Below are 25,268 nucleotides of genomic sequence, written 5' to 3' on the forward strand. Positions count from 1 at the left end.
CCGCCATGAAGCGCACCCCCTCCGTGATTCTCGGCCTGTGCTCGTACACCCACGATTCGTCGGCAGCCCTTCTCGTGGACGGTGAACTCGTCGGCTTCGTCGAGGAGGAACGCCTCTCCGAGCAGAAGCACACCAAGCTCTATCCGGCCCTCGCCGTGGGATGGCTCCTCGACCAGGCCAAGCTGAGCGCCGGCGACGTGGACGCCGTCGCCTACAACTTCCAGCCCGTCCGCTACCTCGCCGAATCGCCCGCCGCTCTGCGCATGGCGCTCTCGCCGATGACACACGACCGGAGCCTGGCCCGCGCCCACGGGTTCGCCAAGGTCGCCCTGCGAACCCGGCGTCGGCTGCGCGTCCTTGGCAGCCAGTTCCCCTCGGCCCGCGTCACACCGATCCTGCACCACCGAGCCCACCAGCTCACGGCCTTCGTCGCCTCCGGCTGGGAGGAAGCCGCCGTGCTCGTGGTCGACAGCCTCGGCGAGCGGCAGACCACCACCATCGCCCACGGCCACAGCATCCAGCGCCCCCGCCTCCAGCCCATGGAAGCGATCAACGACCCGGCCTCCCTCGGATACGTGTACGGCGCCGTCACCGAGCACCTGGGCTGGAGGCGTGGCGACGAGGAAGGCACCGTCATGGCGCTGGCCGCTCTCGGCGACTCCGCCCGCTTCCGGAACCTGTTCACTACGGCCGTCCGCACGACGGCCACGGGCTTTCGAATCCACCCCGGCTACTTCCCGACGCGCACCCTCACCTCGGGATACCCGAGGACGTCCCAGCGGTTCATCGCCGAGACCTGCCCTGAGCGGCACCCGAGCGAGCCGCTCACCGACGTCCACCGAGATCTGGCGGCTGCCCTCCAGGAGCGGACCGAACAGGTGATGGTTCACCTTGCCCGCCGTGCCCGTGCGCTCACCGGCTCCCGGCGTCTGTGCGTGGGCGGCGGCGTCGCCACGAACTGCGTCAGCATCGGGAAGATCGTTGAGGCTGGCATCTTCGACGAGGTGTTCGTCCCGCCGGCACCCGGAGACGCCGGAACCGCCATCGGGGCCGCCCTCGCCGTGCACGTCGATGGGCGCAGCCCTCGCCCGGTCGCCGGCATCGCCCGCCACTGTTACCTCGGCCCCTCCTACGAGGACCAGCCCCTCGACCTGACCCCCTGGCCCGGCCTCCACCAGAAGACCCTCGGCATCGAGAGCGCCGAGTTCCTCGCCGACCAGCTCGCCCACGGCATGATCGCCGGACTCTTCCAGGGAGGGGTCGAAGCCGGACCGCGTGCCCTGGGCAACCGCTCGATCCTCGCCTCCCCACTGGAACCCGGCGTCGTCGAGCGGCTGAACGCCACCGTGAAGTTCCGCGAGCCGTTCCGGCCCTTCGCCCCTGTGGTCCCCGCCGAGCGCGCCGCCGAATTCTTCACCCTCGGCCAGCCGGCCCCGTACATGTCCATGGCCTCCGGGGTGACAGACCTGACGCGCGAGCGGGTGCCGGCCATCGTGCACGCCAACGACACCTCCCGCCTGCAGACCGTCACCCCGTCGCAGAACCCGTTCATGCACGCGGTGCTGACCGCCTTCGGCCGTCGGACCGGCATCCCCGTGCTGATCAACACCTCCCTCAACGTCAAGGGCAAGCCGATCTGCGGGACACCCGAGATGGCCCTGGACTGCCTGGCCAACTCCGGTCTCGACGCCCTGCTCCTCGAAGGGCGGTGGATCACCAAATGAAGATCGGATACAGCTTCTGGGGATTCCTCGGCAACGGCATCACCGACACTCCCGACGGAGGCCGCAGCCACCGCCGCCCCTTCATCGACGCCCTTCTTGCCCGCGGTCACGAGATCGTCTTCCTCCAACCCGACCGCGACCGCCTCGAAGCCGGTGACGACCTCGGCGGCGCGTACACCTTCGACGACGGCCTGCCCGGCATCGACGCCCTGTTCCTGGAGTGGCGCTGGGCGATCCCCGGCCGCAACACCACCGTGTGCGGCAGCGAGGGGCACACCTGCGACCTCCATCGGCAGGCCCGGCTCATCAACCACTACACGGCCCGGCACCGGACATCCACCGTCATCTGGGACAAGGACCGCACCCTGCGCGCCGAGAGCGTGTGGCGCCGCACGGCCCACACCCGTGTCTGCGAGGCCGCGCTCACCCCGACCCCCGGCGCGCACTCGCTGCTTTTCCCCGTCGCCGAGGACCTCCTCGCCCAGACCGATCCCCTCACCCTCGCGGCGCGGCCTCGGGATCTCGCGCTCGGCTATGTGGGCAACCAGTACGACCGGGACGAGCCCTTCGACCGCTTCTTCGCCCCGGCCGCCGCCCGCGTCGAGCACTTGGTCGCCGGGAAGTGGACGAAGACCGGCCGCTGGCCGCACGTCCGCTTCGCGGGCCGGATCCCGTTCGAGGATGCCGCCGACGTCTACGGCCGGTCCCTGGCCACGGTGCTCATGCTGCCCGAGCGGTACGCCGCGGTTGGGCAGATGACCCAGCGCATCTTCGAGGCCGTGCTCGCCGGATGCCTGCCGCTGGCCCCGGCGGACATCCGCTTCGCCGACCGGTTCGTCCCGAAGGAGCTGGTCGTGCGCTCAGGCGACGACGTGCTCGAACGCCTCTCCTACCTGCGCGAGATCGCCGGAACCGAGCAGCACGCAGCCCTGATCGCCGCATGTGTGGACCGGCTGCGCCTGTTCGGCCTGTGCAAGCAGGTCAACACCCTGGAGTCCGTCCTGCACGGCCTCCTCCAGGCCACCGCGACCGAGCGGGGAGCTGCCTGATGCAGACCGCTCGATCGACCACGGCGCGCGGATCCTCCGGGCGCGTCCCGGAGGATGGGTCCGCCGGACACCCGAACCTCTCTACGCTGGAGCACCATGAAGAAGGTCGCCATCGTCGGCTGCGGAGGCAGCGGCAAATCCCACGTGGCCCGCGAACTGGGCAGGATCCTCGACGCCCCGGTGACACACCTGGACGCCGCGTTCTACGACGACGAGTGGAACGCGTTGCCCATGGACAAGTTCACCGACGTGCAGCGCGAGCTGGTCGCGCAGCCGCGGTGGGTGATCGACGGCAACTACAACTCGACGCTGCAGGTACGGCTCGAAGCCTGCGACACCGTGGTCCTGATGGACGTGTCGACCGTGGCGGCGCTGTACGGGATCTTCTCCCGGCAGATCCGGCACGGCGCGGGGCACAAGGGCAACGGGGTGCACAACCGCATCCACTGGGGCGTGATCAAGTACGTCGCCACGTACCGGCGCAAGATGCGGCCCCGCGTGATGGCGAAGATCGAGGAGTTCGGCTCCCGCGCCGATGTGGTGCTGCTGGCCAACCGGCGCCAGACGCGCCGCTGGCTACGGAGGGTCGCCGCCGAGCAGTCCTGACCGGCCAGCGCCCCCGGTCAGGGGGTGCGGCATGAACGAGTCCAACCCGTTCCTGGACCCCGTCCGGCAGCCGGAGCTGTACGGACACGCCTCACGGCTGGCCGGGCGGACCAGCGCCCTGATGCGGGCCAAGACCGCCGGACACCCGGTGCCCGAGACCATCGTCAGCCTGGTGCAGACCCATCACGCCCGGCCGGACCGGCTCGGCGCGGTGCTCGACATCGGATGCGGTCGCGGCACGAGCAGCCTCATCCTCGCCGAGCGGCTCCGGCCCGAGCGCGTCGTGGGCCTGGACGCCGCCCCCGCCCTGCTCGCACAGGCGCGCGAGCGCGTCAGGAACCTGCCCGACAGCACGGTGGAGTTCGTCGAAGGCGACTTCCACGACCTTCCTCTGCCCGACAGGTCGAGCGATGTCGTCGTCGCCGCGTTCTGCCTCTACCACTCGCCGCGCCCCCAGGACGTCGTCGGACAGATCGCCAGGGTCCTCGCCCCCGGTGGTGTGGCCGTGCTCGTCACCAAGGGCCTCGACAGCTATCGGGAGATGGACCAGCTGGTCGCCTGCGCCGGTCTCGATCCGCGTGCCGCCCAGCACGAAAGCCTGTACACCGCAGCCCACAGCGACAACCTGGCCGACATCGCCGCCTCCTCGCTCGACGTGATCGCCGTCCTGGACGAGGAGCACGTCTTCACCTTCGACGGCCACGATCACTCGGCGCAGTACCTGGCCACCAACCCCAAGTACGACCTGGCGCCCGGCTTGTACGGCAACCCCGGTGCCCTGGCGGCGACCCTGCACGAGTTCCTTCCCGACGAGCCGCTGACCACCCGGTCCCGGATCACCTTCGTCGTCGCCCAGCCGAACGATGGGCGGATGGCATGACCCTCGCGCCCTTCACCAAGCCCTACACGAAACCGGAGCGTGCGGCGGGGGCGGTGCGCCACTACCAGTGGCTCACCGAGCACGCCAAGCCACTGCGGCAGCCGGCGCTCCTCACCGTCCGAGCGAACAGCCTGACGTTCGAACGGATCGAAGGTCGCTCGGTGCGCCCGGACGACCTCCCGCGCGTCGCGGTACTGCTGGGTCACGCCCACGGTGCTGCCTGGGCCAGCGATCTGCGGTCCGCTTCGCTGCACATCCCGCACCACTTCCGGGACGGGACCAGGTTCGACGACTACCTCGGCCCCCGGAATCGCGCCCTGCGGCGACGCCACGAACAGGGCTACCTGCCGAACAAGGCCGCGTTGCACGCGATGTTCGGCCTGCTGGAAACGACGGCCCAAGGGCCCTGCGCCTTCTACAAGGACAGCAACCCCCGGAACTTCATCGTCACCAGAAGGGACATCATCGCCGTCGACACCGACGACCTGTCCCTGGCCCCGATGGGCTACGACCTCGCCAAGCTCATCGCGACGCTCCACCTGACCTACGGGCCGCTTCCGGACCAAGCCGTCACCAACGCCCTGCTCGCGTACAACGCGGCAGCTCTACGACACGACGCCCGGCTGGGAACGACGGACCGAAACCAGCTCGACAGCTCGCTGGCCCTGCACGCCGTGCTCACCGCCCCGTACATCGGTCGCAACGGCTACCGCTACAGCCTGCCCCTCCGTTTCAGCCACTGAGGAGCCTCATGATCACCACCGAACTCGTCTTCGTCCGGCACGGCCAGGCCCAGTGCAACGCCGACGGCCTCGTCGGAGGCCCGCGCACCTGCACCGGCCTGACCAACCTCGGATATGCCCAGGCCGAACAGGCCGCACGCCGCCTGGCCACCGAGCACCTGAAGAAGCCCTTCGACGTCATCTACACCGGTCCGCGGATCCGTCTCGTCCAGACCGGCGAGATCATCGCCCAGACGCTCCAGATCCCCGTGCACCACGACGACCGACTCGACGGCCCGGTCCACGGCGACGCCGATGGCCGGCCCTGGGACGCGGTGAAGACGGCCGCCGACGGCGGGCCGCACGCCCACCCCGACACACCCTGGGCCAACGGCTCCGACACCTGGAACGGATTCCTGGAGCGCGCCAGCAGGAACCTGAGCCAGCTCATCGCGGAGAACCGGGACAAGCGCGTCGTCTTCGCGGCCCACGGGGAGACGGTGATCACCGCGCACACCCTGCTGCTCGGCATCCCGATCGGCTCGCCCGCCGGATTCACCCACAACCACGCCTCCATCACCCGCTGGCAGCACCACCGCAACCGCCTGGGCCAGAACCGCTGGATGCTCGACCGGCACAACGACACCGAGCACCTCAGTCTCCTCACGCCGGAGCCGACCCCGTGATCGCGACCTCGCGCGACCCCCGAATACAACTGGCGCACCACCTCCTAGGCGCAGTCGACATCGCAGCGGACCCCGCGCTCCCGCCCCGCGTCATACGCCTGGTGGCCGACGGCGGGCGTCAGTTCATCGCGAAGCAGCACGCCGAGCGAGACCGGTACGCCGCAGAACTCCACGCCTACCGGACGTGGGTCACCCATCTGAGCGGCCATGCCCCAGAGTTGGTCGGCCGGGACAATGCCACCCGCACCCTGCTGCTCACCGCGCTCGCAGGCCACCGCGCGGACACCTTCGCTCCGGGCTCACCCGAGGAGGAGGTGGCCCACCACGAGGCCGGGCACGTGCTGGGCAAGCTGCACCGGGCCAAGGCCATGCCCCTGGGCGGTGCCGTCGGCGCTTCGCTCGCCGAGCGGTTCCACGGGTGGATCGGCCGGGCCGTCCACGCCGACCTGCTCGACGCGGCCGAGGAGAACCTGCTGAAGCACCACGCGGTGATCCTGGGCACCAGCCAGATGGACAGCGCGATCTGCCACCTCGACTACCAGCCGCGCAACTGGCTGCTCGGCGACACCTTCGGCATCTTCGACTTCGAGCACATGCGACGCGACGCCCGGGTCCGCGACTTCGCCCGGCTCGAATTCCGACGCTGGCAGGCCGCACCCCACCTGCGCACCGCCTTCTTCGACGGCTACGGACGCTCCCTCAACGACACCGAACGCCGCCTCTTGGAGTCTTTCGGCGCCATCGAGGCGGCCACAGCCCTGGTCAAGGGCCACCAGGAGAACGACACCGCCCTCAGCGCACACGGCAGAACCGTCCTGTCCCGGCTCGCCTGACCAGACCCTTAGACGACACCCCTCTGGAGATCCCCGTGCCACAGCACGAGCAGCCCCTGACCAACGCTTCCCTCCGACGGGCCGTGGTTACCGGCTCCGCCGGATTCATCGGCTCCCACCTCGCCCACGCCCTTGTTCAGGCCGGCACCACCGTGATCGGGGTGGACCGCCGAGACCCGTCCTCCAACCCGACGGCCGCCGCCAACCTCGCCGCGCTGCGGGGCCGTCAGGGATACCACCACGTCACGGCCGACCTCCTCCACTGCGCGATCGAACCGCTCCTGATCGACGCCGACACCGTCTTCCACCTCGCCGGCATCCCCGGGGTACGGCCCTCCTGGGGACCGCAGTTCGGCGACTACCTCGCGTCCAACGTGTTGGCCACCCACCGCGTCCTCGACGCCTCCACCCGGATCGGCGTCCCCCGACTGGTCGTCGCCTCCTCGTCCAGCGTCTACGGACCGACCGACGGCGACGCGAGCCGCGAGACCGACCGCCCCAACCCCGCCTCCCCGTACGCCGTGACCAAGCTGGCCGAGGAGCAGCTCTGCCTCGCCTACGCCGAGCGCCCCGTCGGCCCCGAGGTCGTCGCCCTGCGGTACTTCACTGTCTACGGCCCCCGCCAGCGTGCCGACATGTTCACCCACCGTGCCCTGTACGCCGCCCTGACCGGACAGCCCCTGCGCCTGTACGGAGACGGCCACCAGCGCCGCGACTTCACCTACATCGACGACGTGGTCGCCGCCACGATCGCCGCCGGCACCGTCCCGAACGCGCACGGTGCCATCAACGTCGGCGGCGGCTCGAACGCCTCCCTGCTCGACGTGATCAACATCGCCAACAGTCTCACCGGCCGCGAGATCCAGCTCCACCAGGACCACGTGCGCAACGGGGACGTGATCTTCACGCGTGCCGACCCCGGCCGTGCCGGAGAGGTCCTCGGATGGCAGCCGCGCGTCGACCTCCACAGCGGACTGCGCGCCCATATGCAGGCGCTGGCCGCCCCGGTGCCGGACTACAGCCGTGCCGCATAGGCGACCCCGTCGGATCATGAGAGGAGTGCTCATGGAAACCCCCGAGCGGGCACGGCTGGATGCCTTCTTTCGGAGGATCACCGCGCAGTTCCCCGCCGGGCAGGCGATCACAACTCTGGTCGTCACCCACCTGCTCCCGGAACGCCCCGCGTTCTTGCGCGCCATGGCCGCGGTGTCCACGATCGGCGCCGTCCTCCCCAAGCCTCGGTCGATCCACCAGCTGACCCTCGACACCGTCCGCCGCACCCTGCCGGTCCACGACCTGAGCCGGGAGCGGTTGACCGACGAGACCCACGCCCTGCACTACCTGGAGGACACGGCCAGCGGCCAGGACATCGTCCTGGTCGACATCGGCGGCTACTTCGCGGCCAGCCTCGACACCCTCGTGGAGAAGTTCTCCGGCCGCATCCTCGGCGTCGTCGAGGACACCGAGAACGGGCACCAGCGGTACGCGGCCCTCGGCTCGCTGCCGTGCCCCGTCGTGTCCGTGGCCCGCTCACCGCTCAAGGACTGCGAGGACCACCTCGTCGGCCGGTCCATCGTGTTCTCGACCGACGCCCTCGTCCGCGCCCGCGGGGACATCCTCACGAGTCGCAGCGCCTGCGTCATCGGCTTCGGCAAGATCGGTCGCTCGATCGCCCAGACTCTGCGCGCCCAGGACCTGCGCGTCACCGTGTACGACAACGACGCGGTCAAGCGGGTACAGGCGCACGCCCTTGGTTTCCGCACCAGCGCGTCTACCACCGAGGCCGTCCGCGACGCGGAACTCGTCCTGTGCGCCACCGGCAATCTCGCCCTCCGGCATGAGGATTTCGCAGCCCTGCGCAACGGCGCATACCTCGGATCGGTGACGTCCTCCGAGGACGAGCTCGAACTCGGCAGCCTCGACGACCTCTACGAACGCCACCCCGTCGGACCCCAGTTGACCCGCTACGAGGTCACCGGCCACTACTTCTACGTTCTCGCCGACGGCGGTGCCGTCAACTTCGTGCACGGCGCCGCCGTCGGCACCTACATCCACCTCGTTCAGGCCGAGATACTCGCCGCCACCGGCGCGCTCAGCCACGCGCGATTCCAACCCGGACTGCACGAGATGCCGGCGGCCGACCGCGACGCCATCGCCAAGACCTGGCTCCGCCACTTCGAAAGGTGACCTCGTTGCCCCCCTCCACCGAACACATCCGCGCCGCCACCGAGGCGTACCTCGCCCGCCACTCGGACGAACGCGGCAACCTGACGATGCTCTTCGCAGCCCTCGACGGCACCGACGATCCCACCAGCCGCAAGACCTTCCCCGCCCATGTGACCTGCAGTGCCATCCTCTTCAACGGCGAACGGGAGGTCCTCCACGTCCTGCACAAGGCGACCAGGAAGCTGCTGGCGCCCGGCGGGCACAACGAGCCGTCCGACCAGCAGCTGCGCGACGCCGCCCTGCGCGAACTCCACGAGGAGGCTGGCATCCCGCCCACTGCCGTCGTCCCGCTCGTTGGCTATGAGGACGTTCCCCTCGACATCGACGTGCACGCGATCGACGCGAGCCCGTCCAAGAACGAGCCGGCGCACCACCACGTGGACTTCCGCTGGGCCTTCCACCTCGGCACCGGACACGCGGTGACCCTCCAGGAGGAGGAGGTCGACGGCTACCAGTGGCGGCCGTTCGCGGCCGTCACCTCGTCGACCGTCCGCGCCAAGATCGCCCAGCTCACCTGAAGCCCCGCTCGTACTGACCACCAGGAGGACGCCGTGGCCGCCACCACAGCCAGACCGACCGGCGCCGGACCGCGTCGGTACATCGCCGTCATACCCTGCCGCTGGGGCGCCTCCCGCTTCCCCGGCAAACCACTGGCCCGCCTCGGCGACCGGCCGCTGCTTTGGCACGTCCACCAGCGCTGCCTGGAGGCCAAACGCCTCGACGGAGCCATCGTCGCCACGGACGATGCACGCATAGAAGCGGCGTGCCGCGAACTGGGCATCGACTGCATCCGTACCGGGGAGCACCTCACCGGCACCGACCGCGTCGCGGAGGTCGCCGAGCACCTGCCGGCCGACGGGTACATCAACGTCCAGGGCGACGAGCCGTTCCTCTCGCCGACGGCCATCGACGACATCTCGGAGGCCCTGGAGTACTCCCCGGCGGACACCTTCGCCGTGAATGCCTACACCGAGTTGGACGACGTCGGCGACGTGTTGGACCACAACGTCGTCAAGGTCGTCGTCACGGCGCGCAGTGAGGCACTCATGTTCTCGCGTCAACCCATCCCGTACCCGAGGGGAGACCGGCCGAAGTACCTGCGTCAGCTGGGTCTCTACGGCTTCACAGCCCATGCTCTCCAGCGCTTCCGCCAGCTTCAGCAGGGGCCCTTGGAGCGTGCGGAGGGCGTGGAGATACTGCGCTTCGTCGAACACGGCCATGCCGTGCGGATGATCCCTGTCCGAGACGACGGTGTGGCGGTAGATACCCCAGAGGATCTCGCGCGAGCCGAAAGCATTCTCGGTCGTCGCGGTTGAGTCATTCTCTCGCCCGCAACCGCGCTTACTCGCGGGGCGGTTGAAAAACCCCACTATCAACTACGCAAGCAAGGTGACGGGTTAGCTGTGGAGCGCTGAATATTCGGCGGCGACCTAGCGCAGCGCTCACGGCGGCCCACTCTCCGGAGGAATTTCAAGATCAATATTGGAGCGAAGCAGCTTTTTCGATCTTGAATGGAGATAGTGATCTGCCGCACTCGGGTGACCTTCGCAACATCTCCTTCTCGCGTGATCGCTTAATCCCCCTTGTACGCTTAGGCGCGACAGCGCGTGCGGGTCGCCCGTCGCGCGCATCGACCACGGGCTGCCGCCTGCTAGCGCCTCGCGTACGCGCCTAGGTGTGGGGTTTACAGTGAGCAGAATGGAGAGACTATGCCTTGGCGTAGGGATCCTTCACGTCGCGACCTCGTGAGGGAATGCGAGAAGAAGCTCGCTGATCTCCCTATACCAACCCCTTTCAGCGTTGAGACGCTGGTGGGCAATATGGAAGGGGTTCTAGGGCGTGAGATCCAGTTGGTTCCGCTGGATGACCCCGACGGGGGCCTCGGAACAGCTTGCGGTCTGCGGGTGAAGACCCCCGAAGTGACCATCATTCTTTACCGGCGTCGCTCTAGTCGAAATCGAACGGAACACATCATCCTCCATGAGATCGCGCATGAGTGGATGGATCACGGCACCTCTTTGACGGCTGCCGAGATCGAGCGTTACGTACCTGAACGCATTCGGCAAGAAGTTCTTCGGCGTTACCCGTCGGCCTTGGTTCAGGCGCGCGTTGATTTCGACAGCCACGAAGAGAAGCAGGCGGAGCTTTCGGCCTCACTGATCAAGCGGCTGGCCCGTCGTCAGTCGGCAACCGGGGACGACGTAATCAGCCTGCTGGAGTACTCCCTGGCGCACCCGGTCGCTCCACCGCGACGGCGGCGGTAGTACAGCAATTATCGCAATGGCCACCCAGTAGTCAGTTCGCGCCCTGTAGAGCCCGCATGCGGCGGCAGGTGCGGCATGCACAGATATTGACTGATCCCGTGTTCGACTTCTTCAAATACTTCACTGCGGCAGTCATGACGCTGATATCCATCTGGCGTTTTCCGGCTGTCAGATATGGCGATGCGCACCGCAGGGCACTGTGGGGTGGCTACGCCGGATTCGCGGTCGCTCTGTGCCTGTACACCCCCGCAGCGATGGACGCGGTCGACCGCATTCCTGTTGTCGATCTCAGCGCTCTACTTCGGCACTTCGCCAGCACCGCAGCGATCATGGCGGCGCTGACGTACGTAGCCACCAGCTACGGCAAGACTGCTGAGGCAGTCGTGCCCAGACACGTGGAGTTCTCACGATGGGTCGCCCGAGCCTCCTACAGGGCCGGAGCGGTGGGTGTAATTCTCCTCGCGGTCCTGTTCTTCACCGTGGTGAAACGAGATCAGCAAAGCGAAGACTTCCTCGTTGACCATGCCGGGCAATGGGGCGTCGCTCTCTACATGACCGTGTTCTATTTCTTTCCGCTTGTCACCACTGCCGTGTGTGGCTATCAGTGGACTAGGGCGGCGCGTCGAGCCGAGAGCACGAGTATGCGCATCGGTCTGGGCTTGATGGGTTTCGCGATGTGGATGGGGCTCATCCACACGATAGCCAGAATCTCTATTCTGTGGATCGCCGTAACATTTCCTCTCGGCGAATCGACGGTGAGGTTCCTTGTCGATGCCACTGCAATCTGGATGAACCTTCTCTTCGTTATCGTTGCCGTAGGGGCAAGCATTCCGACAACCCGTGCGGCAGTGGCACGCTGGAAAACGTTCCGCACCCTGTACCGGATCTATCCCATATGGTTCGATCTGGTTGAAGCTTTTCCCGGAACAAGTCTGTACCCGCCTGGACGGCGAGTAACTGAACTCCTACAGTTGCGCGTGCCTATCGACGTCCGTCTGGACCGATGGACGCAAGATATCTCTGACGCCTGCGAGAAGCTGCGTTACTACGTTCCGCGTAATCTCATGTTCGCCGCAGAAGACATGGCCTCCGCGCAACCTGATCCTGAGCCCGTCGCAGAGGCGTACTGGATAAAGGCTGGACTCCTCGCGTCTAACGCCGAATCCGCCGAACCATCCTCGGCTGCCCTTCTGCGAGAAAAACCGTTCGTCGACACTGATAGTGAAGCAGCCTGGTACGAGCGAGTCAGCGCGGCTTATTCACAGATCACCGAAGATCAGGCGCGGGAAGTTCTCGATAACTCCCTGACGCTAGAAACGGATGCTCGGTAGTAGCTCTGGGATGGCACGTAGAGCGGTGACTGGTCGGTGTTCGCGGCGTACGCGACTAGCTACTCATAGATGCGATCTTGAATGGCTTCGTGAGATTCGGCACCACCGAGCCCTAGCCGCCACTGGTACCGTTGGCAGCGCGGACATAAGGTTTTGCTCCGCCCCGTAAGTGCACTTCCTGGCCTGCGATGCGCAGCAGCTTCTGCGAGCGCCGTGTGCGCCGGGTCCACGGCGCTCTCCGGTCTGGACGAGCGTCCGAGATATCAGCGATGGAGTTCCCCGCATGTCCAACCGCCGTACCGGCCTCATTCTTGATTTCGGAGGCGTTCTCACCACCCCCCTGCTGCCCGCCGTGCTGGCGTTTGAGCAGCGCGAAGGGCTCCCCAAAGGTGCCTGCCTCACCGCCCTGTACGCGGACCCGGAGGGCGTCCGGATCACCAGTGATCTGGAGCGCGGTGTCGTGTCCCAGAACGAGTGGAACGAGTTCGCCGGCAGGATGCTGAATGTGCCGGCGGACGGACTGATGGGGAGGATCTTCGGTGACCTCCGTCCTGAGCCGCTGCTGATCAACGCAGCCGCCGCAGCTCGCCGGGCCGGGATCAAGGTCGGCATTCTGAGCAACTCCGTGGGCTTGGCGCCGTGGGATTTGTACGAGGGCTACGAGCTGGAGAAGCTGTACGACGTCGTCGTGATCAGCGAGCACCACATGATGCGCAAGCCCGACGCCGAGCTGTTCGAGATCACGCTCAAGCTCATGGGCCTGCCCGCGGACGAGTGCATCTTCGTCGATGACACCGAGGCGTACGTGCAGGCAGCGGAGCAGCTCGGCCTCGCCGGAGTGCATAATCAGAACCCCGAGCAGACGGTCGCGACCCTGTCCGAGCTTCTGGGTGTCGACCTGACCGCTTAGAGCACCGTCGAGTTTCGCCTGAACGTAGGGACTTCGGCTCCGCCCCCGCAGGGGCGAGCCGAAGTCCCTACGCGTTTCAGGTCTGAGGTCTGTCATGACCTGGTCAGGCTGGGGGGTCGAGGGTCGCCACGAGCCCGAAAGAGCTAGGGGGGAACTGCTGCGCCCGCCTAGACCGGCAGGGTCACTCCTTGTTCGGAACCTCGGACAGCTTGTGTCTTAGTTCTCCTACGAGCCGATTGATGTCGGCCATCGCCTTCATCGACAAGATCTCGCTGCCGCGTGCGGCCAAGCCCAGGACCTGTCCCTGACGGATCGAGCCGATGAAGCGGACAGCCTCCAGGAACTCCTGGACCATGGGACTCAGTTCGGCGTCATCGCCGAACAACCAGTGCGGAACCTGGAAGGCGTCAGCCAGGCCGGCGCGCACTTCATCCGGTGCCGCGGTCGCCGCGCCTTCACGCAACTCCTTGATGTCGTCGGCGGTGATAGCTGCCCCTGGCGCGTGCTGATTCACGAGCCGCGCAATGTCTGCATCGGACATCGCCGTCTCATCGGTGGAGCCGTACTGCAGGAGAAAGTTGATCTTTTCGCCGATGGTGCGCGGTGCGGTCTGTTGATCGTCACTCGGGGGGGTGGGCCGCACGCCGAACGAGCGATCCTGGGCCGCGAGGAGTTTCTCCTCGGTCACCCCGTACGCCGCCGCCAGCGGCCGGATGTAGCTGGCGTTGAGCCTGCGCCGCCCGGACTCGGCATTGGCTACCGGCGCCCGGCTTGCGCCGAGGACCTCTGCGGCTTCTGCCACGCTGAGACCGGCGTCGCACCGCAGGAGCTGCAGGTCGGGAGGCCCCTCGTGAGGGAACAGCTCGTCGAGAGGCTCATCGAGCGCCGTCGCGATCGCAGGCAGCTTCTCGCCCTTGGGAAAGTCCTTGCCCGATTCCCATCGTGCGACGGTGGCGCCGCTGACGCCTACCAGCTCGCCCAGCTCCCTCTGATGCATGTCCCTTCGCCGGCGGGCAGCGCGTACGAGGCTGCCGTCGAACTGACGTGGGGGCACGGGGACTCCTGCTGCGAGGTGGCTATGGGCTTGGTGTCGGGTCAACTGTAAGCCAGGGTTGATGCATTTCTGAAACTGACGTACGTTTCCGTATCGCACCTGTCGATCAGGCCCAACTCTACGGTGCCGACCTCTGGGGGACCCCTGTGCATATTCCATTGCCATGAGCGCTCACGCAACAGGCGTCATACGTGCTTCCGGGCGAGGCCGATCGCTGTGGGCGTCACCTGCGTGGACCCGGCCAGCGCCGGGTGGGCTGACCGCAAATGATCTTCCGGGCAACGGGATGGACTTGCCCGCGGGGTCTGCATATGTTCGTCGTCCCACGCCGGGCAGGGCCCGGAAAGGGGTCGATGACCAGCGGAAAGGAGACGGGACGGATGCTGGCATACGACCCGTGATCTGGCCTGGAAACTGAAACCGGCGCCGGGGAGCTACCAACTCCCAAGCGCCGGGCTGGCACCCCGAGGGCGCCAATTACACATCTCGCGGGCGGCAGGGCTTCTTGCACGAGACCGCCGCTCCGCGCTCCTACGAACAACGGAGTATCGCATGCTCGCCATGCCGAGCGGAACCCCTGCCTGCCCGGACGACGGCCGTCCGCAGCGCCTTGCCGCCCAGCTCGCCGACATGATCCCGGGGGCGGCCACGATCCGGGTCAGCCTCACCGACCCGACGCAAACGTGGCCTCGTCTCCACGCCGTCGCCAAGGACGAGGCCGGGAGGACCCTGGAGCTGGGCCGCCCGACCGCCAGGATCGCGGCACGCTGGATCCTGCGGGTCTGGCCGGAGGTGGACTGGATGCGCCCGCACATCTTCTGCCTTGCCGACGCCACCCTGACCCGCAGCGACCTGGTCGCCGCCGAGCGGGGACGCTGACATGGCCCGGATCCGAACCGTCAAGCCGGAGGCGTTCACCTCCGAGTCGCTCGCCGAAGTGACCGTGGCGGCCGAGCGGACCTTCTTCGGCCTGCTCACCCAGGCCGACGACCATGGTCGCCACCGGGATAACGCCGCGATCATCGCGGGGCTCCTCTGGCCTCTGCGCGCCGAGCACACCTCAGTCCACGTCGAAGACGACCTCCACCAGCTCGCGAATGCCGGACTGATCTGCCGATACAGCGGATGCGACGGCCGCCTCTACCTCCACATCGTGACCTGGTCCGAGCACCAGAAGATCGACAAGCCGAGCCAGTCGCGCCTGCCCTCGTGCCCGCAGCACCAGGCTGCCGACCGGTGCGCACCCTGCAAGGGCTCCTGCACCCGGAGGGCGGAGGGCTCGCCCACGGCTCCCCGAGGACTCGCCGAGACCTCGGGGAGGGCACCCCGAGCCCTCAATCTGCCTGCCTCACCCGCCCCGACGGTTCCGGAACAGGCAGACGGGCCAGCCGTAGACCGACAGGAGGCCGCCGACGGAGACGTCAGCGCACCTGGACGCACTGGAGTTAAAAGTGCAGGTCAGAGGGTTTTCCCCGACGGCTCCTCGACCCTTCCCCGAAGCCTCCCCGAAGGCTCGGCGCCTGGATCTAGGATCTTGGATCCTGGATCTCTTGTCCCTACGGGGCGCACAGCGCCCGCAGCCGGCATCTCCGCCAAGGATCTCGTCGGCGAGTACGTGGCCGGGTGCGACCAGCGCCCCCCGAGCGACGTGATCGGGCACCTCGGACGGATCATCAAGAAGCTCCTGGACGAGGGCATCGCTCCGGTGCACATCCGGGCCGGGCTGGCGAATTTCACCGCCAACCCCAAGCACCCGAGCGTCCTGACCAGCATGGTCAACGAGGCGATGAACGCTCGCCCCGGCGGTTTGGCGCGGCCGGGAATCCGGCCTAACGTGCCCGCCCACCAGGCGTGGACCAACCCGGCCAACGCTTCCGCCGCCTACGCCGAGGAGCTGTGATGCACACCCGTCACCGCGAACCGCAGCTCCTCGGCAACGAAGGCACCCTGGAGCGCATGGCCCGGATCCTGGCCGCCCGCAACATCGACCCGGCCGACGCCGCCGCGCTCCCCGACGACCCCGAGCCGTTCTCCCCGCTCGACGCCCTCCTGGCCGGGATGCCCCCGCGCTACCAGGCGGCCGTCGCCGACCACCCGAGGGTCCTGGACTGGGTCGCGGAGGTCACCGAGGCGGCCGTCGCCCCCAGCCGAGGAGCCCGACGACAGGTCACCACCGGCCCTAGCTTGCTGATGGCCGGGGTCGTCGGCGCGGGCAAGACGCACCAGGCGTACGGCGCGGTCCGAGCGCTGGTGCAGAGCGGGGTCGGCGCGCGCTGGCGGGCGACCACCGCCGCCGACCTCTACGCCAATCTCCGCCCCCGGCCCGGGGTCGACAGCGAGCGGGAGCTGGCGGCCGTCAGCCGGTGCCCGCTGCTGATCATCGACGACCTCGGCGCGGCCAAGGCGAGCGAGTGGGTCGAAGAGATCACGTACCGGCTGATCAACCGACGGTACAACTACGAACTCCCCACGCTGATCACGACCAACCTGGCGATCAAGGACCTGCGTTCCTACCTCGGGGACCGAGTCGCCAGCAGGCTCGCGCAGATGACCACCCGAGTCGAGTTCGAGGCCGTCGACCGCAGACGCCACAGCGCCGCCGCCTGACCCTCCACAGGCCACCCCGCCGGACCGCGCCCTCGCACCGCCGTCCCCCCGGGCACCTACCGCTAGCGCACCTCTCCGCCGACGCCCCTGCGCGCGGAGAGCGATCGGAGCACCCCGCATGACCAGCACGATGAACGGCCCCGCCCAGCACCGTCAGCTCGGCGACCAGTCCTGGCAGGCCGACGCCGTCTGCCAGAGCACCGAGTACAACCCGGTGGACCCCGAAGTCTTCTTCCCCGAACCCGACGAGACCGCCAAGATCGCCACGGCCAAGGCCCTGTGCGGCCAGTGCCCGGTCCGGCGCACCTGCCTGGACGCCGCTCTCGAAGGGGGTGACACCGACGGGATCCGTGGCGGCCTGACGGAAGAGGAGCGCGGGCCGCTGCACGACAAGCTCGCCAGCCGCCTCGACTACAGCCGCGTCAATGCCACCATCGCCGGACGCGACGTGCACCTCACCCATACGGAGCGCCGCGCGGTCGAGTACGCGGCCTACCGCCACGGGGTGAGCGAGCAGCGCCTGGCCTGGCTTCTGAAGGTCACCGAGGAACACGCCAAGAAGCGATACCGAGAGATCCGCCGGGCCGAGCGCAACCGAACCCTGAACCAGCCCACCACGAACACCCCACCCCCCGAGACCAGCGGCGAGCGCCTGATCCGCGACGACTTCGGGACGGCGGCATGAACACCGCAAGCGCGCCGAAGACGGCGCACATATCCGGGTGGGACCGCGCGGCTGTCGTGGCCCTCGGGGGCGCGGGATGCGCGCTGTCGTATGACGCCCTGCAGCAGATGGCCGTCGCCATCCACATCCGAGGCTTCCTTACCTACCTGTTCCCCCTGGTGATCGACGGGTTCATCGCGTACGGCATCCGAGCCCTCCTGGTCCTGCGGGACGCACCGCTCCGCGCCCGGCTCTACGTCTGGGCCCTCTTCGGCTCGGCCACCGCCGCCAGCATCTGGGCGAACGCGCTCCACGCGGTCCGCATCAACCAGGACACGGTCGCCGGCACCGGCCTCCAGCTCGGCGATGCGGTGGTCGCGGTGCTCTCCACCATCGCCCCGCTGGCCTTGGCCGGAGCGGTCCACCTCTACATCCTCATTGCCCGGGGCCCGGTCACGGACGCTGACCGACAGAACCTCGGTGAGCCCGGTCACCTCGGTCAGACCGACCGAGGCGACGCCATCGAGGTCACCCGGACCGACCGGGCCGGTCAGCAGCGGTCAGCGGTCGGTCAGGTCAAGCCCGGTCAGGCGGTCACCGCGCTGACCGACCGGCTGCCGCTGTCCCCGGCCGACGAGGACACCGCCACGCGGTCAGTGACCGGAGACGCGACCCCAGCCGCCAACGGCCAGTCGGTCACCGACCACCACCACCGGAGGCACGGTGCCCCTGACCTGCCGGGACAGGTGGACAAGGGGCGGACGGGCGCTGACCGCCCCGACGGCGCTGCCCCGGTCGGTGATGGCCAGGGCAGCCCGGCGGCGGTCAGTGCCCCGCCGGTCACCTCGCCGCCGGTCACTGACCGGGCCGCTCAGCCGACTGGTGGCCGGCGACCTGACCCGGACACCGAGGAGCTGCTGAAGATCGCCCGGTCGGCGGTCAGGGCCGAGGACAAACTCACCCGCAAGGTGGTCGCCCAGGCGATCCGAGGTCAGCAGATTCCGCTGTCCAGCGACACCCTGACCGCGCTGATGGCCCAGCTGCGCGAGCAGCACCGCCAGCCGGTCACTTCCTCCCGGCGCTGACCGAACCTCCACGGAGTGGGTGACCGAGCCGGTCACCCCGGCCGGTCACCCGCTCCGCATGTCTCCGAGACATCCCGCCACAGCAGAAGCGGAGAGCATCCGATGCGCACTCACCCGGCCACGCCCGCCGAAGTCGACTCCTGGCTGACCGTCCTGCACCAGCACGGACACCTCCACCGCGCCCAGCCCGGCCCCGACACCACCTGGATCGTGCAACGCGAGCAGCACGACCGGCCCTGGACCCTGCACCACCCCGTCCTGGCCATGGACTGGATCGAGGAACTCGTCCGCGAAATCCAGCAGCAGGACCCGGAGACGAGCCGGTGAACACCAACGACCCGGTGGCCACCTCCGATGGACAGCAGCGTGACCCCACCACGGCTCCTGGCGGAGCAAGCTATCGCGTACGACGGTCCTACGGCCCGACGTACGCACTTGCCCCCGCCCAGGAGGGCGGGGGAAGCCCGGCTGGTCCCCGAGCGAGGGCGCTCGGGGACCAGCCGGGCAACCGGCACCAGAGGGCGCCGGTCACCGGGGGAAAAGAAGATGACCCTGCCGAGCCCGAGCAGACGAGCCCCAGCACGCCCGCCTTCCCCGACCGCACCCCACGCCGCCGCAGCCGTAACCCGAGTGAGCGCGCCCGCAAGACGACCACCCGCCTCTCCGACACCGAGAAGACCGAGATCAGCGACGCCGCCACCCAGCGCGGCGTCACCGTCGCCCGCTTCCTCGCCACCGCCGGCCTGAGCGCCGCCCGTGGACACGCCGCCGTGCACAGCAACGACCAGCTCGACGCCGCCATCGACGAACTCGCCGCACTGCGCACCGCGCTGGCCCGGATCGGCAACAACATCAACCAGATCGCCTTCGTCCTCAACAGCGGCGGCCACCCGCGCGCCGGTGAACTCGAACACGCCCTGGGCGTGCTGACCGGACTTCTCGCCCGAGTCGATGACGCGGCGAACGACCTGGTGACCAGGCGGCTCTGATGGTTCCCGACATCGGGCGCGGCTCCCGCACCCACGGCCTCCTCGTCTACCTGTATGGCCCCGGACGGCGCGAGGAGCACACTGACGCGCACCTCGTCGGCTCCTGGGACGGCTTCGCCCCCGACCCCGGCCGCGACACCGGCCTCGACCCCGACCCGAAGGTCACCCTCGCCCGGCTCACCGCCGCCCTGGACCTGCGGGTCAAGCAGGCCGGCGACCGCGCGCCCGCCAAGCACGTCTGGCACTGCTCGGTCCGCACCGCCCCGGGGGACCGGCGGCTGGACGACGAGGAGTGGAACTCCGTCGCCCAGCGCATCGTTCACACCACCGGCATCGCACCGGACGGAGATCCCGACGGCTGCCGGTGGATCGCCGTCCGCCACGCGGAGGACCACATCCACATCGTCGCCACCCTCGTACGCGGCGACCTGCGCAACCCGCGCCTGAACTACGACTTCAACAAGGCCCAGGCCGAATGCCGCCGCATCGAGAAGGAGATGGGCCTGCGGCGCCTGAACGCCGGCGACGGAACCGCAGCGAAGAATCCCAGCAGCGCTGAGAAGTTCAAGGCCGAGCGCACCGGCCGACCGGAGACCTCGCGCGAGACGCTCCGTGAGGCCGTTCGTCGAGCCGTGGCGGGAGCGGATTCGGAGGAGGAGTTCTTCACGCGCCTTCGAGAGGCGGGGGTGCGGGTGAAGCTGCGGCACGCTCCCTCCGGTGACGCGCTCGGCTACAACGTGGCCCTGCCCGGCGACCGCAACCGCGACGGAGACCCGGTCTGGTACCCCGGCTCCAAACTGGCCCCCGACCTCTCCCTCCCGAAGATTCGCCTACGCCTCACCGACGGGGCCGCCGAGCCGAGCGCGCCCGCGGTCGGCGCTGACCGGACGAACTGGTCACCGCCCGCCCGTCAACGACGCAACGCCACCGTCATCGCCGAGCGCTCGGCCACACTCCTGGAACGCGACGAGGACGGCGACGCCGCCGCACAGCTCGTCGGCGTCGGAGAACTTCTCGACGCGGTGGCCCAGACCTCACCGGCCACCACCCGCGCCGAGCTGGCCGCCGCAGCTCGCGCCTTCGAGCGGGCGACCCGCAGTCATGTCCGCGCCGAACGCGCCGACACCCGGGCTCTCCGCTCAGCCGCCCGGGGCATCGTCCAGGCCGGCGGGGCGCTCGGCCGAGGCGAGGACGGCGGCACCACCGCGATGCTCGTCTCCACCCTCGTCCTGGTCACCCTCGCCGCCGCCCGCTGGCACTCCGCGCGCGGACATGCTCAGCAGGCCCACGCCTCCCGACAAGCCGCCGCGCACCTGCGTACCGCCTACCGGCAGGCCGCTGCCACCCCGATGCGAGTGCTGCAGGACCAAGGTCGGGCCCTTCCAGAAGCCCAACGCCGCACGCACGAAGCCACCCTTCGCGCCGTCCTGCCGGAGAAGGTCGTACGGGCACAGGGCACGGACGCGAGGACCGACGCCTTGATCGCCACCCTCACCCAGGCCGAGTGGGCAGGCCACGACGCCGAAGCCCTCCTGCGCCAGGCCATCGACATGCGCGAACTCGACAGCGCCGACGACGTGAACGACGTCCTGGTCTGGCGCCTGCGGCGCATCGCCCAGCTCCCGGCACACCCAGGCGAAGGTGCCCCTCGTCCGCAGGCCGCCACTCGCCAGGCCACCACGCTGAGCAGCCGCACCAGCGAACGGAACGCGACGGCAGCCGCACCGCTCGGGACTGTTCAGGACCCCAACCGCCGCTCGCCGGGTCGCTGACCAGGTCGAACCGGTAGTCGACCACCGACCACGCGGACGCCGCGAAATGTATGGACAGCCGGTCTACCGGCTGTTACGGATGAAGACAGGACTGACAACCGGGAGATGACGCTCGTGCTCAGAACCACCACCCGAACCACGGAGCCGGCACCCGCGCTGCCCGTCCTCCCCACTGGTACCAACCCCCTGCTGCAGCTCCAGGCCGAGACCCGGCCCGCCGACGGACCCGGGGCGATTCGCTGCGTCGGCCACTCACGCGAACTCGCTCTCGGCGGCATCCCCGCGATGTGCTCCGCCTGCCGTGCCCGACGCGACTGGCTGCTCATCAACCACGGGCGCAACGTCTGGGTCCGCTGCCGATGCGGCAACCAGTGGCTCGAGCCCGAGATCAGCCGCGCCGACTTCGACGCCTTGGTCGGCGGCCCGCACGGGACGACCTACCCGAGTGTCGAGGCGGGCTTGGCCGCGCTCGGGTTCGACGGCGTATTCGCCGGTATCTACCTGGAGTAGGCGAGCACCGGAAGGAATAAGCGGCGGCTGGGGGCACCAGCCTCCTGGTTCGCCGCTTCTGATCTTCAGCTGCTGGCGGGCGCCGGGTCGGCAGCCTGAGCCTCTGCGAAGGTGCCGTAGTCGGTCGATCGGTCTAGCAGGCTGAAGTCCATGTCACCGGCGGTGAACCGGCTGGTGTAGTAGTGCCCGGTCGCAGTCTTGGGCCGGAGACCGGTTACCGCTATTCGACAGGCCCCTTCGTGCCGCGGGCTTCGATGCTGGTGCTCCACGCGGGGTGTGTTGTCGTACAGGAATCCGATCTCGGCAGTTCCCGAGTTCTCAGGGGCGCCGATGGTGGCGTTGCTCGACCGCGAGGTGCTTTCCTTCGTGCGGAGCGTGGCGTGCAGGCTCCAGAAGGTTTGCTCGATCGTCATGTACGTAATGATCGGACCCCGGTTCCCTCCCTCCGGGATGTGGCTCTCCGAGCTCGGGACAAGCACTACCCGCCAGGTACCCGTGACCCAGGCACGGCCGGTGAAGCGGTGGATGACGGGCCAGCGCCAGGCCCACTTGTCGAACACGACAGTGCCGTAGCCCACGAGGGCCGGGATGTACGCGAAGAGGTACCGGAACTCGGACGGGTACAGGCCCAGGACGACCAGGACGACCGTGTAGAGGGTGGCGGCGATGGTGGCGCCGGCGCGGATGGTGGTCGCGGTGTTCATCGTCAGCTCTCGTAGTTGAGGTAGTGCCACGCGCGCTCGATCAGCTCGCGCGCGTCCTTCTCCGTCCACTTCTGGCCCTCGCCGAACACCTTCTTAATCCCGTTCGGCTCCACCATGCGCAAATAGCTGAACCAGGCCCCCGTGAGTTGCTGATAGACCTCCCGCAGGCTCTCGCGGACCACAGCGTCCAGGCTGCCATCGAGGAGCAAGACGTTGTCCGGGACGTTGTAGATCAGGCACTCGGAGAAGTAAGACGGAAGGGCCTTGATCACGCCCTCGGCAGCGAGGTCGTTCTCGACGTTCTTCAGCACCCGCACCACGAACTTGTACCGGTACTTGGTGTTGGTGTTCTTCGTGCGGCCGTTGACCAGCTGGAGCTCGGGCCAGTTGATGACACGCTTGCCATTGCGCCCGTAGACGACGCTGCCCACATACTCCCCGCCGGGAGCCGTGGTGTCGTAGGCCACCCACTTGAAGCATGGCACCACGTCGATGCTGGGACGGCTGCCCACAACCTCCGGAACGTACACGGCGAGGTTGTGGTCCGTGTCCACCCAACCGAAGTGGTTGGTGAGCGCGTCCTCGGCCTCCTGGCGGAGCCTCTGCCGGGTCCACGGCCCCGCGTACCTGGCTGGCTGTCCAAACCACCAAGCCGCCAGCCCCTCCGTATGGATGGGGTCATTGAGCTTCACCATGATGTCGACGTCGCTGTCACCGCGGACGTTGGTGTTGTTGGGGTACGAGCCCTTCGACGCGACCGTGATGTCGAGTCCCTGGAACGGTTCGTGCCGGAGCACTGCCTGTTTCACCATGCGCTCGGCGCGCTCCAGCCGGAGCTGTTCGGAAGCACCCGGGGGGTTCTTCCATTTGTTGATCAAAGCGATCCGCTGTTCATACGTCAACTGCCTTGCCACGAACGCCTCCAGGCTCCGGCGCGCCTGCGCCTTGCAATAGCGTACGAGCGGGCACTGACAGCGACGCTGGACGACCGACGCCGACGGCGTCAGATGGCTCACCGACCGGACGACCGGCTCTGTTGCCGGGTAGCGACAGAGCCAGACGCCCCCGAGAACCGACGTGCCACCGTTCAGCACGCCACGAGCCCCGGGGAGTCAGCCCACCACTTCCCCGGGGCCCGGCTCTTTGAAGTCACCCCTCTCATCGCCCCGACGCTCGCAGTGTCAGGAGACCGCGGCCAGGGGGGGGAACACGGTCGGAGATCTCCGGTAGATCTGAGGTATGAACCTCAAAGACCTCAGCTCGCTGATGGAGCGCCGTCAGGACGGCGGCCTCAGCTTCGAACGCTTCCGATCCGACCCGGCATTGACCGCACTGCGGTGGCCGGACGCCGTGCTGAGGGACTTCCTGTTCGACCATGGCGACAACGGCACCTTCGCGGACGACTACGGAAACCTCGATCTGACCGCGATCACCTGGACGCTGGAGACGATCCCGTCCGCGGACTTCCACACCATGCCGACCGGTGAGAGCGAAGTCGGACTGATCGAACACTTCGCCAAGAACCCGGTGCATTGGGTCGCAGTGCGAGCCCCGGAAGTCGGCAGGCACTGGGAAAATCACGGGACGTGGTTGCGCCCGCCGCTCCTCATCGACCGGGGCCTCTTGGCCCCGGTGAGCAGCGGATTGCAGGTACTGGAGGGCCGAACTCGCGTCGGCGTCCTGCGTGGCCGCCTCCGCGAGCAGCTGCACGTCGCCGCCGAGCACCAGGCGTGGGTGGGGCGGTCGTGAGGGCTCACCGCGCCCGCTGCGAACACCAAGTGCTTTTCGAAGAACTGCGGATGAATGAGAACGCGCCTGTGCCCGGCCCGCGCCGGGACCTGGCGATGCACAAGGACCGGTGGCCCTCGGGCTGGGAGCATGTCTCGCCCTGCCAGGTTTCCCGCTGACCATGCTGATCGGGACCAGGAGCCAGCCCCGTCGCCAGAACGGCTTGGGGTGGCCTGCAGCTCTCGATCAGACTTCGGCCAGTCGGTTAGAGAGGTCGAGGGCGTCGGTCGTGAAAGAGAGGGCGGCGCACAGGCCGGTCACCTCGTACAGGGTCGGCCGAACTAGGCGCGGCCAGTCGTCCGGGGCGCCGGGCCAGGAACCGAGGAGCACCTCGGCCGTGGTCAGCCCCAGGTACGTCGTGACGTCCCAGCCGCTGCGCGAGGCGGGCTCCCAGCGCAGTCGGATGCGCCCGAGGGGAAGTTGGGGGGTCTCGGCAGCGAGCCAGGTGATGTCGAGGGGGCCGTCGGGGCGGGCGGAGATGCGCTGGAGAAGCGCGCTGTGCACGCCGTACGGCATGGGGCGCGCGGCGACATCGTGCAGCGCGGGGCGCGAGAGGGACGTGATGGAAGCCTCCGTGGTGGTAGGGACGATCAAGCCCAGGTGAGGGCGTCGCGCGCCCCCACCGGGAGGTAGTCCTCCTGGCCGTCGTCGGCGATGTACGCCCTGCCGTCGCGGACGACGACTTCGGCTCCGACGAAGTGGGCGAAGGGGAAGTCGGGGTTGATGGCGAGACGGACAGGCAGGTTGGGGTTGAGTTCCTGGAGCTGGCGGAGCAGGTGGCCGACGGTCAGATACTGAGGCAAGAGAAACTCCAAGGGCAGTGGGGGGACGGGGCCGGAACTAGCGCGGTGCACGGGACGGGCC

29 protein-coding genes are annotated in these 25,268 nt (G+C 68.4%); 24 read left to right on the top strand and 5 right to left on the bottom strand.

Translation table 11 applies throughout. The features are described from left to right. Positions 1 to 5 precede the first annotated feature (5 nt). The 14 genes from H297_RS0115375 (at position 6) to H297_RS0115435 (ending at position 13,231) form a co-directional block, all read left to right on the top strand. On the top strand, positions 6 to 1,724 hold the full coding sequence (locus tag H297_RS0115375) for a carbamoyltransferase family protein (protein ID WP_037794238.1): 1,719 nt from the start codon (positions 6 to 8) through the stop codon (positions 1,722 to 1,724). Then, positions 1,721 to 2,773 (top strand): glycosyltransferase family protein, encoded by a 1,053-nt coding sequence (locus tag H297_RS0115380; RefSeq protein WP_027737774.1) that lies wholly within the window; start codon positions 1,721 to 1,723, stop codon positions 2,771 to 2,773. The genes H297_RS0115375 and H297_RS0115380 overlap by 4 nt, the downstream gene beginning before the upstream one ends. Positions 2,774 to 2,869: 96 nt before the next feature. Beyond that, positions 2,870 to 3,379 carry a P-loop NTPase family protein gene (locus H297_RS0115385; protein ID WP_027737775.1) on the top strand — a complete coding sequence of 170 codons (510 nt, stop codon included), beginning with the start codon at positions 2,870 to 2,872 and terminating at the stop codon, positions 3,377 to 3,379. 31 nt (positions 3,380 to 3,410) lie between these two features. Next, entirely contained in the window at positions 3,411 to 4,259 is an 849-nt protein-coding gene (locus tag H297_RS0115390) for a class I SAM-dependent methyltransferase (RefSeq protein ID WP_027737776.1), read from the top strand. After that, positions 4,256 to 5,002: a phosphotransferase gene (locus H297_RS0115395; protein WP_027737777.1), complete on the top strand. Its 747-nt coding sequence runs from the start codon at positions 4,256 to 4,258 to the stop codon at positions 5,000 to 5,002. Before H297_RS0115390 ends, H297_RS0115395 begins: the two co-directional genes overlap by 4 nt. Before the next feature lie 8 nt (positions 5,003 to 5,010). Further along, a complete protein-coding gene (locus tag H297_RS0115400; RefSeq protein ID WP_027737778.1) occupies positions 5,011 to 5,667 on the top strand; it encodes a histidine phosphatase family protein in 657 nt (218 codons plus the stop codon). Then, positions 5,664 to 6,500 carry a phosphotransferase gene (locus H297_RS0115405; RefSeq protein ID WP_027737779.1) on the top strand — a complete coding sequence of 279 codons (837 nt, stop codon included), beginning with the start codon at positions 5,664 to 5,666 and terminating at the stop codon, positions 6,498 to 6,500. Before H297_RS0115400 ends, H297_RS0115405 begins: the two co-directional genes overlap by 4 nt. Before the next feature lie 35 nt (positions 6,501 to 6,535). Then, complete coding sequence (locus tag H297_RS0115410) at positions 6,536 to 7,534, top strand: NAD-dependent epimerase/dehydratase family protein (RefSeq protein ID WP_315904594.1); 999 nt, start codon at positions 6,536 to 6,538, stop codon at positions 7,532 to 7,534. A 31-nt stretch (positions 7,535 to 7,565) separates the two neighbouring features. Then, the gene (locus tag H297_RS0115415) at positions 7,566 to 8,687 is read left to right on the top strand and encodes an NAD(P)-dependent oxidoreductase (RefSeq protein ID WP_027737781.1); all 1,122 of its coding nucleotides are present in this window, start codon (positions 7,566 to 7,568) and stop codon (positions 8,685 to 8,687) included. Next, complete coding sequence (locus H297_RS0115420; RefSeq protein WP_027737782.1) at positions 8,684 to 9,244, top strand: NUDIX hydrolase; 561 nt, start codon at positions 8,684 to 8,686, stop codon at positions 9,242 to 9,244. The genes H297_RS0115415 and H297_RS0115420 overlap by 4 nt, the downstream gene beginning before the upstream one ends. Before the next feature lie 33 nt (positions 9,245 to 9,277). Next, positions 9,278 to 10,042: a 3-deoxy-manno-octulosonate cytidylyltransferase gene (locus H297_RS0115425; protein ID WP_027737783.1), complete on the top strand. Its 765-nt coding sequence runs from the start codon at positions 9,278 to 9,280 to the stop codon at positions 10,040 to 10,042. Between the two features lie 504 nt (positions 10,043 to 10,546). Next, positions 10,547 to 10,990: a hypothetical protein gene (locus tag H297_RS41705; protein ID WP_239142092.1), complete on the top strand. Its 444-nt coding sequence runs from the start codon at positions 10,547 to 10,549 to the stop codon at positions 10,988 to 10,990. A 98-nt stretch (positions 10,991 to 11,088) separates the two neighbouring features. Next, the gene (locus H297_RS0115430) at positions 11,089 to 12,321 is read left to right on the top strand and encodes an MAB_1171c family putative transporter (RefSeq protein WP_027737784.1); all 1,233 of its coding nucleotides are present in this window, start codon (positions 11,089 to 11,091) and stop codon (positions 12,319 to 12,321) included. A 283-nt stretch (positions 12,322 to 12,604) separates the two neighbouring features. After that, positions 12,605 to 13,231, top strand: coding sequence for an HAD-IA family hydrolase (locus H297_RS0115435; RefSeq protein ID WP_027737785.1), 627 nt, complete (start codon positions 12,605 to 12,607; stop codon positions 13,229 to 13,231). A gap of 181 nt (positions 13,232 to 13,412) precedes the next feature. Here the strand turns inward: H297_RS0115435 and H297_RS0115440 are convergent, their stop codons facing one another. Then, positions 13,413 to 14,285 carry a helix-turn-helix domain-containing protein gene (locus H297_RS0115440; RefSeq protein ID WP_027737786.1) on the bottom strand — a complete coding sequence of 291 codons (873 nt, stop codon included), beginning with the start codon at positions 14,283 to 14,285 and terminating at the stop codon, positions 13,413 to 13,415. 552 nt (positions 14,286 to 14,837) lie between these two features. Between H297_RS0115440 and H297_RS0115445 the strand changes: the two genes are divergently transcribed. The 9 genes from H297_RS0115445 to H297_RS0115490 all read left to right on the top strand — a co-directional run bounded on the left by H297_RS0115445 (position 14,838) and on the right by H297_RS0115490 (position 21,912). Then, on the top strand, positions 14,838 to 15,164 hold the full coding sequence (locus H297_RS0115445; protein WP_027737787.1) for a hypothetical protein: 327 nt from the start codon (positions 14,838 to 14,840) through the stop codon (positions 15,162 to 15,164). A 1-nt stretch (position 15,165) separates the two neighbouring features. Next, positions 15,166 to 16,185: a hypothetical protein gene (locus tag H297_RS36570; RefSeq protein WP_037794244.1), complete on the top strand. Its 1,020-nt coding sequence runs from the start codon at positions 15,166 to 15,168 to the stop codon at positions 16,183 to 16,185. Beyond that, complete coding sequence (locus H297_RS0115460; RefSeq protein WP_027737789.1) at positions 16,185 to 16,892, top strand: ATP-binding protein; 708 nt, start codon at positions 16,185 to 16,187, stop codon at positions 16,890 to 16,892. Before H297_RS36570 ends, H297_RS0115460 begins: the two co-directional genes overlap by 1 nt. A 118-nt stretch (positions 16,893 to 17,010) precedes the next feature. After that, positions 17,011 to 17,577, top strand: coding sequence for a WhiB family transcriptional regulator (locus tag H297_RS0115465; RefSeq protein WP_027737790.1), 567 nt, complete (start codon positions 17,011 to 17,013; stop codon positions 17,575 to 17,577). After that, the gene (locus H297_RS0115470) at positions 17,574 to 18,641 is read left to right on the top strand and encodes a DUF2637 domain-containing protein (protein WP_027737791.1); all 1,068 of its coding nucleotides are present in this window, start codon (positions 17,574 to 17,576) and stop codon (positions 18,639 to 18,641) included. The genes H297_RS0115465 and H297_RS0115470 overlap by 4 nt, the downstream gene beginning before the upstream one ends. A 102-nt stretch (positions 18,642 to 18,743) precedes the next feature. Next, positions 18,744 to 18,968: a hypothetical protein gene (locus H297_RS0115475; RefSeq protein ID WP_027737792.1), complete on the top strand. Its 225-nt coding sequence runs from the start codon at positions 18,744 to 18,746 to the stop codon at positions 18,966 to 18,968. Beyond that, entirely contained in the window at positions 18,965 to 19,630 is a 666-nt protein-coding gene (locus tag H297_RS0115480; RefSeq protein WP_027737793.1) for a plasmid mobilization protein, read from the top strand. The genes H297_RS0115475 and H297_RS0115480 overlap by 4 nt, the downstream gene beginning before the upstream one ends. Next, positions 19,630 to 21,402 carry a relaxase/mobilization nuclease domain-containing protein gene (locus H297_RS0115485; protein WP_027737794.1) on the top strand — a complete coding sequence of 591 codons (1,773 nt, stop codon included), beginning with the start codon at positions 19,630 to 19,632 and terminating at the stop codon, positions 21,400 to 21,402. The genes H297_RS0115480 and H297_RS0115485 overlap by 1 nt, the downstream gene beginning before the upstream one ends. Before the next feature lie 105 nt (positions 21,403 to 21,507). Next, positions 21,508 to 21,912: a hypothetical protein gene (locus H297_RS0115490; RefSeq protein ID WP_027737795.1), complete on the top strand. Its 405-nt coding sequence runs from the start codon at positions 21,508 to 21,510 to the stop codon at positions 21,910 to 21,912. 65 nt (positions 21,913 to 21,977) lie between these two features. Here H297_RS0115490 and H297_RS0115495 read toward each other — a convergent pair whose 3' ends face one another. Beyond that, positions 21,978 to 22,616 carry a Cap15 family cyclic dinucleotide receptor domain-containing protein gene (locus H297_RS0115495; RefSeq protein WP_027737796.1) on the bottom strand — a complete coding sequence of 213 codons (639 nt, stop codon included), beginning with the start codon at positions 22,614 to 22,616 and terminating at the stop codon, positions 21,978 to 21,980. Between the two features lie 2 nt (positions 22,617 to 22,618). Next, positions 22,619 to 23,632, bottom strand: a complete 1,014-nt coding sequence (locus H297_RS0115500) for a nucleotidyltransferase domain-containing protein (RefSeq protein WP_158693694.1) — start codon at positions 23,630 to 23,632, stop codon at positions 22,619 to 22,621. 223 nt (positions 23,633 to 23,855) lie between these two features. On the opposite strand from H297_RS0115500, the gene H297_RS0115505 reads away from it, so the two are divergent. Beyond that, positions 23,856 to 24,365, top strand: coding sequence for a hypothetical protein (locus H297_RS0115505; protein ID WP_027737798.1), 510 nt, complete (start codon positions 23,856 to 23,858; stop codon positions 24,363 to 24,365). Between the two features lie 225 nt (positions 24,366 to 24,590). Here H297_RS0115505 and H297_RS0115510 read toward each other — a convergent pair whose 3' ends face one another. Further along, positions 24,591 to 24,998, bottom strand: coding sequence for an esterase (locus tag H297_RS0115510; RefSeq protein WP_386125229.1), 408 nt, complete (start codon positions 24,996 to 24,998; stop codon positions 24,591 to 24,593). After that, entirely contained in the window at positions 24,995 to 25,207 is a 213-nt protein-coding gene (locus tag H297_RS0115515; RefSeq protein WP_027737800.1) for a hypothetical protein, read from the bottom strand. The genes H297_RS0115510 and H297_RS0115515 overlap by 4 nt, the downstream gene beginning before the upstream one ends. Positions 25,208 to 25,268: the final 61 nt, after the last annotated feature.

The organism is Streptomyces sp. CNT360, assembly GCF_000424785.1.